Source organism: Lacipirellula parvula, assembly GCF_009177095.1.
GTDB lineage: Bacteria > Planctomycetota > Planctomycetia > Pirellulales > Lacipirellulaceae > Lacipirellula > Lacipirellula parvula.
This window is the reverse complement of the sequence record NZ_AP021861.1, coordinates 3732708-3751387: the sequence shown is the minus strand read 5'-3', so window position 1 is coordinate 3751387 and position 18680 is coordinate 3732708. Positions and strand designations below refer to the sequence as shown.

Sequence of the window (18680 nt, the reverse complement as noted above, 5' to 3'; positions counted from 1 at the left end):
GGTGAGTTTCCAACCCGTTGGGCAAACCGGTTCGGCATGGTGAGCGACCCCCGGGCGGAGCCCGGGGCTAGGGTTACGGCGTGCTCGTGACTGCTTCGTCGTCGTACGCGAAGAGGCAGCCGAGGGTGAAGACGTCCATGTCCTGCTGCAGGAAGCGGATGCTGCCGTCGGCAATCATCACCTGGGCGCCGCCCGGGTGGAAGCTATAAGGCGGCGCATCGTACTGGTTCGAGCAGTTGATCGAGCAGAGGTCGACGCCAAACACCGGGCCGTATTTCGTCGGCGCGAGTCCGGCGAGCGCGCGGCCTGCCCATGCGCCGTCGGTGTGCCACCAAATTTCCGCCGTCTGCGTGAACTGCGGGCCGTAGAGGATTCGATCGCCCGTCGATTCGACGACGGTGGCCGTGTGGGACGTGCCGTCGGTAACTAGGCGTAATTCGACCGGCGCGCGGCCGATGACGCCGGGGAGCCAATCTTTGCGTTGCCAACTGGCGAAAACCGGATCGTCGGCAAGGACGCCCTCGACCCCCTTGTAGTCGCTTGTGCCGAAGGTGCGCGTGACGCCTTTGTCGGTTCCTTCGTAGGTCGGTTGGCTGGGCGCCGAGGGGCACTTCAAGATCGAGATCGGGTTGGCGATCACTTGTTGGTTCGAGCCCTCGAGCATGCCGATGGCGGGGTTCCACGATTTTTCGAGCGAGCCTTGCTCCAGGTAGGGAAGCAGGCTGCGGCCCCAGGTGATTTCGTTGTCGCCATTGGGCCAGCTGTGGGGGAAGTAGCCCCGCGCGGCGAGGTGCGACTGGACGGCGAGGCCGACTTGCCGCAGGTTGTTGGCGCACTGGCTACGGCGGCTGGCTTCGCGGGCGGCTTGCACGGCTGGCAGCAAGAGCGCGACAAGAACGCCAATGATGGCGATGACGACTAGGAGCTCGACCAGTGTGAACGCGCGCTGGCGAGTGCGAGACTCGCTGCGAAGGCTCGGTCTGTCGTGCTGGCGCAGGGGCATGCGGAGCTGGATTCGTCGTACGCCGCGGCGGAGGGGAATGCGAATCCCGATTTTACCGCGCGCGGGCGAAAGGCTCCAACGCGATCAGCGGCCACTATTGCGACTGCGGCGGCTATTTCATCGACATCCGTGCCGCGAACGTCGCCGCTTACGCCGCGGATTTAGTCCCGGAGGCACGCCGGCAGGCGGTGCTGTCGGACGTTGTCGAAGCAGTGGAGCGCGGTAAACCGTCGGATGGAGGCCGGGATGCCGACCGCCGTGAAGTGGGGATTGCCGGTGGCTGGGTAGGGTCCGCCGTGGTTCATGGCGGGCGAGACGGCGACGCCGGTCGGCATTTTGTCGTTGAGGAGCCGCCCGACGCGGGGACGTAGGACGTGCGCGAGGGCGTCGTAGTCGGCGTCCTCGGAGCCGTCTTTTGCCGAGTAGATGCAGCCGGTGAGGTTGCCCTCGAGTGCCCGCAGGACTTCGCTCGCTTCGGCGACCGACGCGGCGACGACGAAGAGCGAGGCGTTGCCGAAGGCTTCGGTTTGGAAGGTTTGCGGTTGTCCGAGCCAGTCGCTGGCGGAGACGCGCAGCAACGTGTTGGCGTGCGTGAACGCGGCGGTATCGGCGGCGGAGCCCTCGGCGATGAGCGCGGCCCCCGCGGTGCGAAGCGTGGCGACGCTGGCGTTGAGTGCGGCGACGACGCCCGCGGACATCAGTCGGCCGGCGGGGCGAGCCTGGTATTGCTGCGACACGTCGCGGATGAAGGCTTCGGTCGGTTCGCTCGCGAGCAGCAGGACGATGCCGGGATTGGTGCAGAATTGGCCGCCGCCCATGAGGGCGCTGTCGCAAAACTCGGTGGCGAGTTGCGGGCCGCGCTCCGCGAGGACGCCGGGGAGGATCACGACGGGGTTTGTGCTGGAGAGTTCCAAGAAGATGAGCTTGCCGGCGTCGTCGGCGGCGCGCTTGAGTCGCAGCCCCGATGGCTTGCTGCCGGTGAAGGCCGAGGCGGCGATGCGGTGGTCGGAAACGAGGCGCTCGCCATCTTCTGGCTTCAGGTGATAGAGCAACTGAACCGTGGCGCTCGGTAGGCCGGCGTCGCGGAGCGCTTCGACGGCGAGGACCGCGAGCATGCGGGCTGTTTCGGGGTGGAGGGGGTGGGCCTTCGCGATCACGGGGTTGCCCGCGGCGATGGCGGCGGCGAAATCGCCCCCCGCGACGGCGCCGAACGCAAACGGAAAGTTGCTGGGGCCGAAGACGCACACCGGCCCGATTGGCGCCAGGTACGAGCGAATGTTGGCGGCGGCGTCGATCGTGGGGAGCCGCCAGCCGCCGTCGCGCACCGCTTCGGCAGCGAGACGCAGCTGGTTGATGGTTCGCGGCAATTCGACGTCGCGCAACCGCGGCGTTGTCGGGAGGCCCGATTCCAGGTGGGCTTGCGCGACGAGTTCGTCGGCATGCTCTTGCAGCGACTCGGCATAGCGATCGAAGAAAGCGGCGATGCGATCGCCTGGCGTTTCCCTCAGCACCTCGAAGGCGGCAGCGGCGGCGGTGAGCGCGCGATCGCAATCGTCCCACGTGCTGATGGGGAACTGCGCCGGCAGCGTGTCGCCGGTGAGCGGGTTGACCGCTTGAAACGTTTCAGTACCCGACGAAGGGCGCCAACTGCCGTCTACGAGAATGTCGCGAATCATTGCCGCCCTGCCCTATCTCGATTGATCAAACTAACTTGATTGCGAAATGCTAGGCGCCGCGCCCGTGAAGGCAACGCGGCGTTACTTGGAAGACGCGGCGGCGTCTTCCGCCTGTTGTTTCAACAGGTCTGGCTCGTATGGAACCGTGGCCATGTCGATGCCCTCGAACGGCAAGCGATCTGACAAGATCCTAACTGCGGTCGAGGCTTTGAGCGGAAAACTGCCGCCTGAATCGAACTCGAACTCCACGAACGAGGCCGACCAACCCTTTTCCGGCGCTTCTAGTCGAGCGACGTACGAGCCATCGGCCTCGGGGGTGAGCTCGGTGCTCGTATATGCCTTGCCAATGCTCACGACGCGGAAGTCGCGGGCAGCGGGATTAGTTGCTTGCCACAAACGGGCGGCGCGTGGCGGTTGGTCGCTCACGACGCGGATGGAACCGTCGTCCTCAAACGTCCAGTTCATGGTGGGACGCGGACGGTTGGCGACAATCATCTGGTAGTACGCCATCATGCTCGTGACGGCGTCGAGGCTGGCGTCGACCGAGTGATCGGAGTTCGGCACGTAACGGAGCAGTTTCTCGCCACGGAGGTCGTCGTAGTAGAACTGCGACGAGTCGGGACAGAAGAATTGATCGCCGCTGGCATTGACGATGTATTTCGGAATGGTGACGCGATCGATGTAGTTGTACGGGTCTTCGATTTCATATAGCTGCGTCATCCGCGGGTGGGCCGAACGCTGGAAAATGTTGTGTTTGAAGTAGTTGCCGACGGCAGTCGCCCAGAATCCGTAGGCGGCGGCGTGATGCTGCATCGACTTCCGCAGGTTGAGCACGTCGATCACGATCGGCACGATCGCTTCGACGCGGGGATCGACGGCGGCAATCATCCAGGTGGTCCAACCCCGCTTCGAGGCGCCGGCGACGACGAACTTTTCCAGCTTGTCGCCATGCTCGGCGGACCATTGCTGGAGGCAATCCATCGCGGCGGCGACGCTTTTCACCATCGGCAGCCGCGGCAGCCACGTGGCGTCTCCCGTTTCGAGAAACTGCGCCCAGCCGTAGCCAATGAGGTTGTCTTCGATGCGGGGGACGCCGTCGCCGTGGAAGATGAGCGGCTGATTGGGGACCATGCGAAGTTCGGCGACGACGCTGCCGGTCGATTGGGCGATCGTCTTCATCAGCGGGTTCGCATCCTCGGGAACCGGCCGATCGTTGCCGCCGCCCGCGACGATCAACAGCGCTTTGTCGCTCGTGGTTTTGGCGGGCTTCACGACGACGAGATAGTGCTCCCACACCGTGCGGTTGACTTCCGCAGGGGTGCGCCAGGTTTGCGACGTGAGCTTGATGACGGTGGTTTGGGTCGCGCCGCTGTCGACTTGCTTGGCGACCTCCCACTTGAACGCTGGGTCGGCCGCTTTGACGTAGTCGAGTAGCGGCGAAGGTTTGCTGGACGCGACGGCGTCGTCGGCGCCGGCGCCGGCGCGGGGAGCGAAGCAGAGGAGGCCGAGCGCGATCGCCAGCAAGTACTTCGATGGCATAGAAGATTCCAGGAAGTCGTGAATGCGGTGGAAAGCTGCGTAAGCTGCCATGGATGAGCGGCGAGTCACGTCTGCGATAAGGGCGGCTTGAAAAGGTCGGGCCGGCGATGCATAATTATCATACAAATGTACGGGCGCGGATAGCCTGTTTTTACTCGCCTCGATCATTCCTGCTTTTCCCACCCCTCCTTTCAGTACGGCTAGTACGGCTCGAACTCACCGAGCAGCGTCGATTTCAGCAACGGGAGACAACGACCGCAGCCTTGCGTCGTTCCCGCGCGCTGTCCCCCCCGCGGAGTACTGCAGTATAAAGAAGCCGATGCCATCGCCCGCGGGTCGCCTGCGGGGCTTTTCAACACGGCATTGAGCAGATTCGAGAACGGCCTCACCGCGGAACAGGTTCGACGCAGCGCTTACGGAGACCTTCAGTGACACGATCCGCTCCGAGAATCATTTTATTGAGTCGCCAACCCTGGCTGGTAGTTGCGCTGTGCCTCGCGGCGTTTGCGGGAATGCGCGGCGAGCGGGTGGCGTGCGCCGAGGAAACGGCTCCGCAGACCGCGCCGGCGGAGGCGGTTGCCGGCGAGGGGATTCAGCATGTGCTCGAAACCTACTGCTACGACTGCCACGTCGGCGAGGGGGCGGAAGCGGGCATCGATTTCACGACGCTGGCGACGCCTGCGGGGATCGTGGGCGAACCGACGGCGTGGGTGAAGCCGTTGGAGGCCCTGCGGAGCGGGCTGATGCCGCCGCCCGAGGCCGAGCAGCCGACGGTCGAAGAGCGGAAGGCGTTGATTCAAACGATCGAGCGGTTCCTCGCCAAGAGCGCCGAAAGCAATGCGGGCGACCCGGGCCCAGTCGTCGTGCGGCGGCTCAACAATGTTGAATACGCGAACACGGTGCGGGCGATTACGGGAGTCGCGTCGCTCGATCCGGTGCGAGAGTTTCCGCCGGACGGGGCCGCCGGCGAGGGTTTTATGAACGTCGGCAACGCGCTCGGCATGTCGCCGGCGCTGGCGAGCAAGTATTACGATGCCGCCAAAGGGATTGCCAATCACGCGGTCTTCACGCCGACCGGGATGCGATTCTCACCGGGCGAATCGAGCCTCGACCACACCGACGAGTACATTCGCAAGATTCGCGAATTTTATCAGCGCTTTGCCGACGAAGACTTGAGCGGCGTCACCTTCAGCCCGCAGGCGGTCCATAAGACGCGGGCGGGGATCTTGCCGTTGGAGCGGTACTTTGCCGCAACGCTGGCCGAACGCGACGCGTTGCGATCGGGAGCGAAGACGCTGGAGGAAGTGGCGGCGGCTAACCAGCTTAACGCGAAGTATTTGCAAGCCTTGTGGACGGAACTGAACGCACCGGCGGACGAGCAGAACGTCATCCTCACCGACGTGCGGCAGCACTGGAACGCGGCGGCCGCGGGCGACGCGCAGCGGGTGGCCGACCGGGTGCGGGCCTGGCAGCGAGCGCTGTGGAAGTTCAATCCGATTGGCCGCATCGGTCAAACGAACGCCCCGACGATGTGGCAAGAGCCGGTGACGCCGATTATTGGCCGGCATGAACTGCGGACGCCGCTCGGCGCCGAAGCGACTGCCGAGGACCGCAAAATTTACCTGGCGGCGACGAGCGCCGACGGCAAGCCGGCATCGGTCGTGTGGCGGCGGCCGCGGCTCGTGCGCGCCGGCCGGCCGGAGATTTTGCTGCGGGATGCGTGGCGGATGGACGAGTTGTATCGCCGCGAGCGGGAGTCGATCTTCTCGCAAACGGGGGCGTGCCTCGAGGCGGTCGATGAGCTTGGTGGGACGGAGGATGCGGCCGCGGTCGCGGAGGTTGCCGGCAAGCATGGCATCTCGCCGGTGTCGCTCGTTGCTTGGCGGCAGTTCCTGGGCGAAACACCCGGTGCAACGCCTTACTTGGGCGAAGTGATTCCGACGCGGATTGAGATGATCAGCACGTATGGCTTCGTCAAAGGCTGGGTGACCCCCGACGGCGTTTCGGTGTTGGCGAACTCGTCTGATGAAACGGCCCACACGCCGGCGACCTATCCGCCGCACAGCGTCGTCGTGCATCCCGCGCCGACGAAGCGCGTGCTTGTCGTTTGGCGAAGCCCAGTCGACGGCGAGGCGAAGGTTTCGGCGTCGGTGCAAGACACCCACCCCGGCTGCGGCAACGGCATCGACTGGACGCTGGAGCTTCGCCGCGGCAAGACGAAGCAGATTCTCAGTTCCGGGATTTCCAACGGAGACCAGCTTGCCGATTTGAGCTACCCAGCTGGTTTGCGGCTGCGGAAGGGGGACGCGATCGTGCTGGCCGTGGGACCGCGCGACGGAGAGTTCACGTGCGATTCGACCGAGGTCCATTTCACCATCGAAAGCGGCGAGCAGCGTTGGAATCTCACCGACGAGATTCAGGCCGACGTGCTGAAGGAGAACCCGCGGGCGGATCTCTACGGTAACGCGAACGTGTGGCAATTTGCGTTTGAGTCGACCGCCGATCGATCGTTGTCGCCGATTCCCGCCGATTCGGCGCTAGCCCGCTGGGAACTTTCCGCCGATGCGGCGGAGCGAAAGCAGCTGGCGGCGGAACTGCAGCAACTGCTCTCAGCTTCGGCGCCAGCGGCTGGCGATAGCCCCAACGAGCGGCTGCGGGCCGTGCTGAACAACGAGGAAGAGTCGTTGCTGACGGGGCTGCTGTCGCAGGCCGCCGCGACGCCGGGCGGGCAAGCCGCGGCCTACGATGCGGCGCTCGGCGTTGATGTGTCGTTGTTCGGGAAGACGCCCGAAGGCGGCCAGATCGGGCAGGAAAGCCTCGGCGGCAAGACGGGGCAAATCATCGAGATTCAGCTGCCGAAGACGGTGGCCGCGGGTTCGGAGTTTGCCGTCGATGCGGAGTTGGCCGAGGCGAGTGCGAACTCAACGGTGCAGTTCCAGGCGACGACGACGCGCCCGCCGGACACCGCGGCGTTTCCGGAGATTCCGTTCGTCACGCTTCCCGAGAGCCAATCGCGGCAAGAGCTGGAGGCGATGTGCGGGGAGTTCCGCGAGCTATTCCCGGTGGCGCTTTGTTATTTGCAAGTCGTCCCCGTCGACGAAGTGATCTCGATGGTCCTGCACTACCGGGAGGACTCGCCGCTCGTGCGGCTGATGCTGAACGACGCGGAGAAGGAAGAGCTGAATCGCTTGTGGGTGGAACTGGCGTTTGTCAGCCACGAACCAGAAGAAACAATGATCGCCTTCGAGCAAATGCTGGAGTACGCCACCCAAGTGGAACCGGAGCGCGTGAAGCATATTGAGTCGATGCGCGGGACGTTGAATCAGCGGATCGAGGACTTTCATGCGCAGCAACGGGGAGGCGAGCCGTTGCAACTCGACGCTATCGTCGACTGGGCGGCGTCGGCGTACCGGCGGCCGTTGAGCGAGGCCGAGGTCGCGCAATTGCGGACGCTGTATGCCGATCTGCGGGCCGAGGAGCTGGCTCACGAAGAGGCGCTGCGGCTGCTGATCGCGCGAGTATTGATCTCGCCGAATTTCCTCTACCGCGTCGAAGCGGCGCCGGCGGAGGGTCTATCAGGGACGATCAGCGACGCGCAGTTGGCCAACCGGCTAAGCTACTTCCTGTGGTCAGGCCCGCCCGACGCCCAATTGCACGAGGCGGCTCGCACGAACAGCTTGAGCCAGCGCGAGGAACTGCTGGGGCAAACGCGACGCATGCTCGCGGACGCCCGTGTAAGGCAGCTGGCGACGGAGTTCGGCTGCCAGTGGCTGAACATTCACGGGTTCGACAAGTTGGACGAGAAAAACGAGCGGCTCTTCCCGACCTTTGCTGAGGTGCGGGAGCCGATGTATGAGGAAGCGATTCAGCTCTTCACCGACCTATTCCAGAACAATCGGTCGATGGTGGAATTGCTCGACAGCGATCATACGTTCCTCAACGCCGAACTGGCGGCGCATTACGGCATTCCGGGCGTCGAAGGCGAGGCTTGGCGGCGCGTCGACGGCGTGCGGGCCTATGGCCGCGGCGGCGTGCTGGGGCTGGGCGCTGTGCTTGCCAAGCAATCGGGCGCATCGCGAACGAGCCCGGTGCTGCGGGGCAACTGGCTGACGAGCGTCGTGCTGGACGAGGCCTTGCCGCCGCCCCCCAAGGACGTCCCGCCGCTCGACGATGAGATCCCTGAAGGGATGACTGAACGGCAGCTCACGGAGCGGCACGCCCGCGATCCGGCCTGCATGAATTGCCACGCCCGGATCGATCCGTTTGGGTTTGCGCTCGAGCAGTACGATGCGATCGGTCGGCGTCGCGACGCGGATGCCGCCGGGCATCCGATCGACGCCGCGGCGACGCTGCCCGACGGGACGCCGGTGAACGGAGCCGACAGCTTGCGGGCCTATTTGAGCACTAATCGGCGCGACGAGTTCGTGCGGCATTTCTGCCGCAAGTTGCTCGGCTACGCTCTCGGGCGCGAGGTTCAGCTGTCGGACGATCCGCTGCTGACGCGGATGACGGAAGAATTGAAGGCGAACGATTTCAAAGTCGGCGTGGCGATCGAACTGATCGTCGACAGTAAGCAATTTCGCGAGATCAGAAGCGGCGCGAACGTGACGGCGCCGACGACTTTTTGAGCCCACGACGTTCTAACAACACATTGAAACTCCAATAAAAAACGGAGGCGGACAATGCGTAGTCGACCAATTTCTCGCCGCACGATGTTGCGCGGCATCGGCGTGAGCATGGCGTTGCCGTGGCTGGAATCGGTCTCTGCGTGGGCGCAGGAAAGCGCTGGCGCCGCGGCGGCCGAGCCTCCCGTGCGGCTGGGCGTGATGTTCTCCGGCAACGGCTTTCACTCGAAGGAGTGGTGGGCCAAGGGGGCCGGCGCGGAGATGGAGCTCGGCGGCGTGCTCGCGCCGCTGCACGCTCATCGCGAGAAGCTGCTGTTCATCCAGGGGCTGTACAACGAAGAAGCTCGCAAGGGCAACATCCACAGCTCGCAGACCGGCAACCTGCTGTCGGGGGCGCCGCTCGCTTCGGGCGGCGAGGTGCGGTCGGGAATTAGCGTCGATCAATACCTCGCCCAAACCTATGGGCGGTCGACGAAGGTTTCAAGCTTGGTGCTCGGCTGCGAGCCGCCGAATCCCTCGGTGCATCAGAACTACTCGATGCTCTACAGCTCGCACATTTCGTGGTCGTCGCCGACCACGCCGACGCCGTTGGAACTGTATCCTTCGCTTGCGTTCGACCGGCTATTCAAGGACGAGGTTAACCGCGGCGACGTCAGCGTTCTCGACGCGGTGATGGAAGATGCGCACGACGTGCGACGGGTCGTTAGCTCCAGCGACCGGCAGAAGCTCGACGAGTATTTTGACTCGGTGCGCGACGTCGAAATGCGGATCGAGCGGGCCGGCAAACAGGGCGAACTGCAGGGCTGGCGTCCCACGTTGCAGACGCCCAACATCCCGCGGCCGGCGGAGGGAATTCCGCAGAACCTCGCCGATCACGTGCGGTTGATGTGCGACATCATGGTGCTCGGCTTCCAGACCGACACGACGCGGGTTTGTACGCTCAAGCTAAACAACGATCACTCGTCGCTGCGGTTCCCGCACTTGAGCGTCGACTACATGATCCACCATTTGCTGTCGCACACCGACACGCCCGATTGGCTCAAGGTGAATCAGTTCTTCCTGGAGCAGGTCGCCTACATCGCGGGCAAGCTCGACGGCATTCAGGAAGGCGAACGGACGGCGCTCGACAACTCGATGCTCATGTTCTGTTCGAGCATGATGACGGGCAACCACAACAACGACGAGCTTCCCGTCATTCTCGTGGGCCGGGGCGGCGGCAAGATCAACACGGGCCGCGTGCTTGACTACCGGGGCGCCGAGCAACGGCAGATGTGCCGCCTGTACTTGTCGATGATGGACAAGATGGGCGGGCGTCCGGAGAAGTTTGGAGACGCCTCCACGCCGCTAGACGAAGTCTGATCGCGGCGTGGAGACTCGTAGAACGCGAAATCATGTGGTCCCCTCCCCTTGATGGGGAGGGCTAGGGAGGGGTGAGCGAAGCGTGTACCAACGTTCCACCCCCTCCCCAACCCTCCCCTCAAGGGGGAGGGAGCCACAACATTCATATCAACGCGGAGCCCGGGGCTAGCGACTAACCCCCATGCTCTGCCTTCGGCTTGTAGAGGAAGATCGCCGCACTGCGCGGTTCGAGTTCCACTTGCAGGCCTTCGTCCATGAGCGACTTGCCGGAGTGAACGCTCGTTCCTTTGTCGAGATCGGTCACCTCATATTCGGCCGCGGGGTCGAGGCCCTGCAGCTTGAGGCGAACGGACGACTCTTTTGCATCTTGGCGGCGGAAGACCTGGACGGCCCCTTGTCCGACTTCCGGACGATTGAACTGCCAGCCGATCCAGACGTCGGGGGCGAGGCTGTACGGCGTTAGCGGGTAGTAGTCGCCGAGCAGCATCGACGGGGCGACTTGCTCGCATTCCTTGTACGCCGTCACTTGCGCTTCGTGGTTTTCCGGGGCGAGCCCGCCCATGCCGAACAGCGGCAGGTAGAAGCTGCGCAGTTCGTACGGCTCGTACAGGTAGCAGCCGGTCCCTTGGAACGGCAACCAGCTCGACAGGCCGTAGGTTTGGCATTGGTTGCCGTCGAACACGTTTTGCTGCGAGCCAGGGAACTGGAAGTCGCTGCGGAGAAGTGGGACCGAACGACGCATCGTTTCCAGGTCGTTGCGGCGGCCGCCCGAGGCGCAGGAATCGATCGAGAGCCCGGGGTTGCGACGCACGATCTCGTCCCAGAACTTCAGGTGACCTTGAACGTAGAAGTTCTCGGTGATCCCCTGCCGGTTCTCAGCGTCGGCGGCGCGCCATGCGGTGAGCGGGCCGTTGCCGTTCATGTCTTCACGGTACCAATCGAGCCCTTCGGACTTGATCATCCCATCGATGTGATCGATGAGCCAAGCCAAGGCTTCGGGGTTGCCGAGGTTGAAGATGTCGCCGACGGTCATGTCGGTGGCCGGCAACAGCCATTCGGGATGTTGCCCGAGGAAGGTTTCGCGCGAGCCGACGCGCTCCGGTTCGAACCAGAGCAGGAACTGGATGCCGTGCTCGTGGCACCAGTCGCTAAACGGCTTGAAGCCATCGGGATACTTGGTGCGATCAATGTCCCACGTGCCGGTGTTGAGCCATTGGTTGTTCGGCTCGCCTTCCTTGGGGGCGTAGGGGCCCTTATCGCTGGGGTACCAGGTGTTCGCGCCGCCGGCGTCGCGCCAGCAGAGATCGATCTGCACGCCCGCATCGAGGAAGCTTTGGGCATAGCTCGAATCGTTGCCGCCGACCTGAATCTGCTTGAGCGGTCCCTGCGGCTTGCCATCGACCTGCGGGATGACGTGGGCCAAGTACCAACGGCGCCACAAGTTCTGGGCGCGGACGACGTCGTCGCCCTGGTAGAACAAAAGCGCGATGAGGGGCGTGCGAATCTCTTCGCCTGGTTCCAAGACGAGGTGCGTCAGCTGTTGGCCGGCGGTGACTCGCAGCCCTTTTTTACCCAGCCGCGTGAAGCTGCTTTCCCACTGGCCGGGCCAGCCGACGGCGATGATCATCCCGCCATCTTCGGTTTGCAGGTTGTGATACGGCCAGCCATCGGGCCCATCCGACGATTTGCCGGAGTAAGGGTACGGCGCGAACTTCTTGGAGAAGTCTTCGGTGAGTTCCAGACGGAATGGTTCGAAGCTATCGGCCGTGCAGAAGTCGCCCTTGATGCCGTGCAGGACGTACTTGCTGGATTCCTTCAGCGTCAGGTCGAGGCCCTGAATGCCCTGCAACAGCGGCGTCGCCTTCTTGCCGAGGTTCTTGAAGTAGACCGTCCATTCGACGACGGGGAAATCGCTGTAGGTTACGGCGACGCAGCGGACTTGAAGTTCACTTGCCTTGTGCGTCCAAGTAATGACGTGCTCCGTGCGATTGTCGTCGAGCTTCTTTTCGCTGGCTTGGCGGTCCCAAGACTTGTAGAACGCCGCGGGCTTGTCGGAGCCGTACTTGAACGAGAACGGCGGGGCCTTCGTCGTTTGCAGGAGTTGTTCCTTCACCCAGGACGATTCGGCGGCGAGTTCTTCCGCCGTCGGTGCGACGGCTAGAGCGGTCGCTGCTTGGCACGCGAGCAGCGCGCCGGCGAGCAGCAGTAACGCTCGGCGACAAAGCGCCTGTAAAAGTTCACTTCGCGAGTAACTCATTGTTTCTCCCAAACAAGAACAGTGACGAGTGATCGGTGAAAAGAAAAATTGTTTAACGGCTGCGCAAGTGCGCGAGCAGCCGCGTTAGTTCCGCGGAGTAGTCAGCCTGCTCGGAGTTGTCGAACCGCCAGCTCTCAACTGCAAACTGCTGGTCCAGCGACACGTCGACGTTGGCGGCGTAGGCTTCCCAGTCGGCGAGTTTGGCGTGGTCGCGAACCGACCCGCGCTGCGACATGCGGCGCCGCAGCGTGGCATGGTCGCTGGCGACCCACACGACTTGCAGTTTGATTTTTGCGTCGCGGGCTTGCCGCTGCAGGTCGCCCACCCACTGCGGGTCGACGAGTTGAACGAGAAATGGCGCCGACAGCACGACGTCGGAGCCGAGGGCAGCCGCTTCGAGTCCGGTTGCGACGAGCGCTTCGTATTCGAGCGGCCGAATTTCGGCGCGGTAAATCGGGCTGTCGCGGTCGCCGGGCGGCTGCTGCAGCGCCACCAATAGGCGCTCCACGAAGGGCGTGCCGAGGGTATCTTTATCGAGGTAGCAGGCGGGCAACTGCCGCGCAATATCGTTGCCGACGCGGGTCTTGCCGCTGCCAGCGTATCCGGCGACGAGTATGAGGGAGTGTGGCATCCGCGGTGAAAAGTCGCTGGGGGGGGCAGGAACTCAGCGTCACGTCGATCGTCATATTGTATTATAATTGGCGGCGGTTGATAATGCTTGTCGGAAGATTGATCACTCCTCGTCACAAACCACTTTCGCCCGCTCATCAGGTTCAATGAAACGCCAATCACTCGCCCACCGGCCGAAGCAGCAAGTTATCGACGAATTGCATCAGGAGGGCGTCGTCGCCGTCGTGCGCGCCAATGAGGCCGAAACCGTTCTCGATACCGTCAGCGCGCTCATCGCCGGCGGTTTGCGTACCATCGAGATTACGCTAACGACCCCGGGAGCGATTGAACTCATCCAAGAATTGGCCGGCCGATACAGCCGCGAGGAGATTTTGCTGGGGGCGGGAACGGTCCTCGAAAGCGACGAAGCGGAAGCGGCGATTACCGCCGGGGCGGAGTTCTTGATCTCGCCCTCGATTGAAATCGACGTGATCAATGTTTGCCGCAAGCAAGGCATTGCCGCCATCCCGGGCGCCTACACGCCGACCGAAATTCGCACTGCGGTGAAAGCCGGCGCCGACATCGTGAAGGTGTTTCCCGCTTCGATTGGCGGGGCCACCTACCTGCGTGATTTGGCCGGGCCGCTGCCGAACGTGCCGCTGTTGCCGTCAGGCAGCGTTTCGTTTGAAACGGTGGGGGATTTCTTCAGCGCTGGCGCGTTCGCCGTGGCGGTCGGCAGTTTGCTCGTCGACAAGAAGCTCATGCGTGAAGGGAATTTCGACGCGATTTCCGAGCGGACGAAGCAGTTCATGACGCACGTGGCTAGCGTACGGCGGAAGTAACGCTGACCTGCAGTGAGTTTGAAAGCCACCGGCTTCGCCGGTGGACGAAGCAAGAGCATAGCGAACTAGCACTTCGTCCACCGGCGGAGCCGGTGGCTTTCATTTCTTTAGCGACGACGTTTTCTGGCTAGCGGCAGGAACGACGCTGCCGCCAGCAGTGCGCCGCCGAGCGTTGCCGGTTCGGGAACGGCAGCGACGGGCGGGCTCGTCGTGGCCCCGTATTGGCCGCGCCAGATGTTGAGATCGAACTGGTTCACGGCGCCGTCGGCATTAGCGTCGCCGAGGGCGCGGGTGGCGCCGCTCGCGAGGCCGGAGCCGCGTTGCCAGATGAGGAAGTCGGCGCCATCGACGACGCCGTTCTGATTGAAGTCGGCCTCGGTTCCCGTGACTTGCAGGGAAGCCGTGAGGCCGTTGACGGGAGTCGCCCCCTGCCAGACGCGGGCGCCGGTGAAGAAGCCGTTGTGATTCTGGCCGCCCAAACTGAGCGTTCCCGGGCCGTTCGTCATGACGGTCATCACGAGCGTCTGCTGCACCGCGGGAATGACGCCGCCGAGCGCGGCAAACGCCGCGGCGCCGCTGTTTTGCACGGAGGCGCCAATGGTCACCGTGCCAGTGAACGGATTCTGCCCGGGATTGGCGTCGTCGAAGACGTCGAGGTTCGGTTGCAGGCTGAGGATCGATCCGCCGGTGAACTGCATCCCAATTTCAACGGCCGCTGCGCTTGCTTGGTCGGGTTGCAGCAGCACCTGCCAGGCATGTTGCCCGGGACTGCTCAGCCCGATGTACCGGAGCGAGAACTGGGCTGCGTCGGCCGCCGAAGCGGCGACGAGTGCGAAGCCGAGGGTGATCGTCAAAAGTAGTCGCATGCTCACGTCGATTCTGGTCAGGTGCTGTTCGGTGGCTTCGCGAGATCGGTGACTTCAGCGTCAGTCAGACGCTCTTGGCCCGATGATTTGTTGATTCGCGATGCCTCCGCACGCGAGCACGGCGTCCGGCAACCGCGGCAACGCCCATCAATGCGGCGAGTCCGCTCGTGGCCGGTTCGGGAACGCTGAGGCTGTTCGCCAGCCCCGCAGCGGTCATGCCGTAGTTGGCGACCCAATAGTCGTAGTCTTCTTCGTCGACGAAGCCCTCAGTGGCGGCTAATGGGTTTTCGTTGGTTAGCCCCATGAACTGCCCGAGATTGTCGCGCCACACGACGTAGTCGCCGGCGTCGACGATGCCGTCTCCATTGTAATCGCCGGCCAGGGGCGTCACGCCGCCGAGGTATTTTGCGGTGAGGTACGAGTAAACCTGGGTCGTCTCGGCAACGGACAGCGTGCGTCCGTAGATGATGATTTCAGCGATATTGCCGGAGAATGTCTCGCCTTCGCCGCAGCAGTCTTGGCCGTGCCCGCCGATGCCGAACGGCTCGACGACTCCCACCGGATCGTTGTTGATGCCGTCGTTGCGGTCGGAGATGACGCCGCCGTTCGACGAGACAGGATTGAGCGCGAACGGAGAAGTGGGGTTCTCGGTGTCGTTGACGAAAAACTTCACCGGATCGTTGGCGCCCGCTTCGACGATGTTCTGGCCCACGATCTGCCACTTGTTTGCCGTCGCGGCATTGGTCGCCCGGTATTCGGTAACTGAATCGTACGTGACGTAGTTGTAGCGGCCGTTGGTACTGATCCCGAGTTCAAGCAATGAGGCGTCGTTTCCGCGCTTCGCCCAGACGGCCTGCACTCCCAACGTGCCGGCGGTGGTGACGTTGGGCTTCATCACGGTGAACGAGGTGACGCTCGTGCCGTCGCCGATCGCCAGCGGATCGGATCCCGGGGTGCGGTTGGTCACCTGAAAGAGCCGGTCGGCGCTGCCGGAACGATCGACGGCAGGGTTGCCGACCGCAGTGCCGCTACGCTCAAACTTGACCGTCGGGAACGATTTTCCGTTAACGGTCACCGTCTGCAGATGCGGGTACTCTTCGATGGGGCCGCCGGCGTAAGGACCGTTCGGTTCGGCGGTCGTGCGCGGCGCGAAGACTGTGCCGTACGGAGACGAATCGACCCATTGCGTGACTTTTCCGTCCTCGGCCAGATTGAGCGAATCGGCCTTCAGCCAGAGCCGCAGGTCGCCAGTAGGGAGTTGCGCATGAGCCAGCGTGCCGCTCATTGCCAACGCAAACGCCAAGGACGCGAGGTGCTTCATCATGTTCCGCCAATCAATGTCGCTATTGAATCATTTTGGCTGCAGTCGCCAGGGCAAGTTTGCTCGTTCTAGCCGTCTTGGGCGTGGGTCGCCGTGGCGCGTTTGAGCGTTTTGGAACCTTTGAGTCGCTCTTCCACCTCGGGACGAACCGGCAGGGTGCGCTTCTTGGTCGACGTCGGCGGTCGCTGGGCGATGCCGCCGGCCGGGTTGGGCGAGGTGCGAAGAATCGGTCCGCGGAAACGCTTGCTCGGTGCGGTACGCTCGAGCGCCGCCGGCGGGGTAGGTTCGTCCTCGTCCTCGGCCACGATCGCTGCTGCAGCTTGCGGTTGATACTGGAAGACCGCCGAGCCCTTCGCGGGCAGCGTTACGGTCAATCCAGGGTTCATCAATTCCGCTCCGGTTTTGGAAAGCAGCGTCGGCGAGTCGAAATTCTTGACCTGGTAGAGCTGATTGGGATCCAGATCGTTCAACTGCAGGGTGATCGACGAACTCGTAGCGTTCTGACGCCGGAAGACTTGCACGCAGCCTTGGTTCGATGACGGCGTGTTGAACTGCCAAGCCATCCAGACGTTGTTGTCCAACGAATAAGGCGTCAGCGGGTAGTAGTCGCCGAAGAGCATGTAATTGCCGATCTGCTTGATCTCGGCGTAGGCCTGCTGTTGGGCGGCAGTGTTTTCTTCGGTCAAACCGCCCATTCCGAAACAGGCTCCGTAAAAGCTCCGAAACGAGTACGGGTCGTACAGGTAAGAGCCGGTGCCGTGGAAGGGGAGCCAGCGCGAGAGGCCGTAGATGTGGCATTGGTTGCCTTCGACGACCCCCGCCATGTCAGGAAACTGGAAGTCGCTGCGCACCAATGGGACGGCGCGCCGCATTGTTTCCAGATCATTTCGCCGCCCGCCCGAGGCGCACGAATCGATGCGCAGCGCGGGATGCCGGGCTTTCAATTCGTCCCAGAACGCCAAATGGCCCTGGACGTAGAAATTCTCGGTGATGCCCTGGCGAGTCGAAGAATCTGCATTGCGCCACGCCGGCAACGGGCCGTTGCCGTTCATGTCTTCGCGGTACCAGTCGAGCCCTTCGGTGTTGATCATGTCGTCGATGTGATTGATCAACCAGTCGAGCGCCTCGGGGTTGCCGAGGTTGAGAATATCGCCGACCGTCGTCGACGTGGCGGGCAGCAGCCACTGGGGGCGTTGACCGAGGAAGGAGTTGGGCGATCCGACGCGCTCCGGCTCGAACCAGAGCAAGAACGACGAACCGCTGGAGCGCGCGTAGTCGGAGAACGCGCGAAAGCCCCGCGGATAGAGCGTCCTGTTAATCTCCCACGTTCCCGTGTTGAGCCACTGGAGATCGCCCGTGTAGGGCCCTTGGCTTACCGGATACCAACCGGCGTCTCGCCAGCAGATATCGGGGACGATTCCTTTCACCAGGAAGGCGTAGAGGTTATTGGCTTGGTAGCCGCTGACTTGGATCTGCCGGACCGCTTGCTGAGGCTGGCCGTCGAAATGCGGCAGGACGTGATCGACGTACCAATGGCGCCAGAGGTTTTGAGAGCGGACGACGTCTTCGCCTCGCCAAAAGAGCAGCGCGGTGAGCGGAGTGCGAACCTCTTCGCCCGGCTTGAGATACATGCGGGTCAATTGTTGCCCGGCCTTGATGCTGAGTCCGTTGGTTCCGTTGCGCGTGAAGGAACAGGCCCACTGCCCCGGCCAGCCGATGGCCATCATCATGCCGCCGCCGGGTAATTGGAGATTGAAATACGGCCACCCGTCCGGCCCATCTGAGGACTTGCCGGAGAAGGCGTACGGCGCGAACGTCTTCGTGAACCCCGGATCCATCGTGAGGGTGTAGGGACGATAGCTATCCGCCGTCATGAAGTCGCCGTAGATGCCGTGCAGCATGTACTCGAACCGATTGGTTCGTGCCAGCTGGAAATCGAAGCCGAGGATGTCCTGGCAGATGGCCGTATCGGCGGCGCCGATGTTTTTGAAATAGACGGTCCACTCGACGGCGGGGTGGTCGTGGTATTCAACGATTTCGCAGCGAATACGCAACAGCTGTGCGGGGTCGGTCCAAGTGACGACGTGTTGGGTCGAGAGCACGCCGGGGGTTGACTGGACGGTGCGGGCCCACGTGCGGAGGAACGTCGAGGAGTTTGCGACGCCATACTTGAACGAGAAGGGAGGCAAGCGCGTGGCGGACAGCAGGTTCTCGCGCACCCACACGGACGTCATTTCCAACTCGACGGGAGTCGGCGCCACTTCGGCGCACGCTTGAGGCGCGTGACCGACGGCGACGATCAGCAACCACGCCGTCGCGAGGCGCCAAGCGTGGGAAAGGAGCGTGCGTCTCGGTCGCGCGTTGTTCGCGCAGGGCCGTTCGGCCAGCGGTGTCGCAGTGGGCATGAGGAGACCGATCGTCAATGTTCCGGAAAAGCAGAGTCCGATGACTCTAGATTTGTAATATAATATCGATCGCGAGACTTCGCCAACAATTGGCGCGATGAGCGGACCTCGAATCGGACGCGGTCCGTTAAATTCTCGACAGCCGTCGACTGCAAATCCGACTTGACGGCCGTGTTAA

General features: G+C 63.2%; 11 protein-coding genes. 3 read left to right on the top strand and 8 right to left on the bottom strand.

Translation table 11 applies throughout. From position 1 onward, the window contains the following. Positions 1 to 73: 73 nt before the first annotated feature. The 3 genes from PLANPX_RS14675 to PLANPX_RS14665 form a co-directional block, all read right to left on the bottom strand. A complete protein-coding gene (locus PLANPX_RS14675; RefSeq protein WP_152099459.1) occupies positions 74 to 1003 on the bottom strand; it encodes a DUF1559 domain-containing protein in 930 nt (309 codons plus the stop codon). A 161-nt stretch (positions 1004 to 1164) separates the two neighbouring features. Next, entirely contained in the window at positions 1165 to 2679 is a 1515-nt protein-coding gene (locus PLANPX_RS14670; RefSeq protein ID WP_152099458.1) for an aldehyde dehydrogenase (NADP(+)), read from the bottom strand. An 81-nt stretch (positions 2680 to 2760) separates the two neighbouring features. After that, complete coding sequence (locus PLANPX_RS14665) at positions 2761 to 4218, bottom strand: PhoPQ-activated pathogenicity-related family protein (RefSeq protein ID WP_172992074.1); 1458 nt, start codon at positions 4216 to 4218, stop codon at positions 2761 to 2763. Positions 4219 to 4676: 458 nt separating this feature from the next. On the opposite strand from PLANPX_RS14665, the gene PLANPX_RS14660 reads away from it, so the two are divergent. Beyond that, positions 4677 to 8846 (top strand): DUF1592 domain-containing protein, encoded by a 4170-nt coding sequence (locus PLANPX_RS14660; RefSeq protein ID WP_152099456.1) that lies wholly within the window; start codon positions 4677 to 4679, stop codon positions 8844 to 8846. A 54-nt stretch (positions 8847 to 8900) separates the two neighbouring features. Continuing rightward, the gene (locus tag PLANPX_RS14655; protein ID WP_152099455.1) at positions 8901 to 10202 is read left to right on the top strand and encodes a DUF1552 domain-containing protein; all 1302 of its coding nucleotides are present in this window, start codon (positions 8901 to 8903) and stop codon (positions 10200 to 10202) included. Positions 10203 to 10374: 172 nt separating this feature from the next. On the opposite strand, the gene PLANPX_RS14650 is transcribed toward PLANPX_RS14655, so the two are convergent. Then, positions 10375 to 12459: an alpha-galactosidase gene (locus PLANPX_RS14650; protein ID WP_152099454.1), complete on the bottom strand. Its 2085-nt coding sequence runs from the start codon at positions 12457 to 12459 to the stop codon at positions 10375 to 10377. Positions 12460 to 12511: 52 nt separating this feature from the next. Then, positions 12512 to 13090, bottom strand: a complete 579-nt coding sequence (locus PLANPX_RS14645; protein WP_152099453.1) for an AAA family ATPase — start codon at positions 13088 to 13090, stop codon at positions 12512 to 12514. 145 nt (positions 13091 to 13235) lie between these two features. Between PLANPX_RS14645 and PLANPX_RS14640 the strand changes: the two genes are divergently transcribed. Next, positions 13236 to 13910, top strand: coding sequence for a bifunctional 4-hydroxy-2-oxoglutarate aldolase/2-dehydro-3-deoxy-phosphogluconate aldolase (locus PLANPX_RS14640; protein ID WP_152099452.1), 675 nt, complete (start codon positions 13236 to 13238; stop codon positions 13908 to 13910). Between the two features lie 107 nt (positions 13911 to 14017). On the opposite strand, the gene PLANPX_RS14635 is transcribed toward PLANPX_RS14640, so the two are convergent. From PLANPX_RS14635 to PLANPX_RS14625, 3 genes are all read right to left on the bottom strand, one after another. Next, positions 14018 to 14776 carry a dockerin type I domain-containing protein gene (locus PLANPX_RS14635; protein ID WP_152099451.1) on the bottom strand — a complete coding sequence of 253 codons (759 nt, stop codon included), beginning with the start codon at positions 14774 to 14776 and terminating at the stop codon, positions 14018 to 14020. 64 nt (positions 14777 to 14840) lie between these two features. Further along, the gene (locus PLANPX_RS14630; RefSeq protein ID WP_152099450.1) at positions 14841 to 16100 is read right to left on the bottom strand and encodes a hypothetical protein; all 1260 of its coding nucleotides are present in this window, start codon (positions 16098 to 16100) and stop codon (positions 14841 to 14843) included. A gap of 65 nt (positions 16101 to 16165) precedes the next feature. Next, a complete protein-coding gene (locus PLANPX_RS14625) occupies positions 16166 to 18502 on the bottom strand; it encodes an alpha-galactosidase (RefSeq protein WP_152099449.1) in 2337 nt (778 codons plus the stop codon). Positions 18503 to 18680 lie beyond the last annotated feature (178 nt).

Bases quoted from the DNA above. Each gene is read 5' to 3' on its own strand.
- PLANPX_RS14675 (WP_152099459.1), bottom strand. From the start codon at position 1,003: ATGCCCCTGCGCCAGCACGACAGACCGAGCCTTCGCAGCGAGTCTCGC.
- PLANPX_RS14670 (WP_152099458.1), bottom strand. From the start codon at position 2,679: ATGATTCGCGACATTCTCGTAGACGGCAGTTGGCGCCCTTCGTCGGGT.
- PLANPX_RS14665 (WP_172992074.1), bottom strand. From the start codon at position 4,218: ATGCCATCGAAGTACTTGCTGGCGATCGCGCTCGGCCTCCTCTGCTTC.
- PLANPX_RS14655 (WP_152099455.1), top strand. From the start codon at position 8,901: ATGCGTAGTCGACCAATTTCTCGCCGCACGATGTTGCGCGGCATCGGC.
- PLANPX_RS14650 (WP_152099454.1), bottom strand. From the start codon at position 12,459: ATGAGTTACTCGCGAAGTGAACTTTTACAGGCGCTTTGTCGCCGAGCG.
- PLANPX_RS14645 (WP_152099453.1), bottom strand. From the start codon at position 13,090: ATGCCACACTCCCTCATACTCGTCGCCGGATACGCTGGCAGCGGCAAG.
- PLANPX_RS14640 (WP_152099452.1), top strand. From the start codon at position 13,236: ATGAAACGCCAATCACTCGCCCACCGGCCGAAGCAGCAAGTTATCGAC.
- PLANPX_RS14635 (WP_152099451.1), bottom strand. From the start codon at position 14,776: ATGCGACTACTTTTGACGATCACCCTCGGCTTCGCACTCGTCGCCGCT.
- PLANPX_RS14630 (WP_152099450.1), bottom strand. From the start codon at position 16,100: ATGATGAAGCACCTCGCGTCCTTGGCGTTTGCGTTGGCAATGAGCGGC.
- PLANPX_RS14625 (WP_152099449.1), bottom strand. From the start codon at position 18,502: ATGCCCACTGCGACACCGCTGGCCGAACGGCCCTGCGCGAACAACGCG.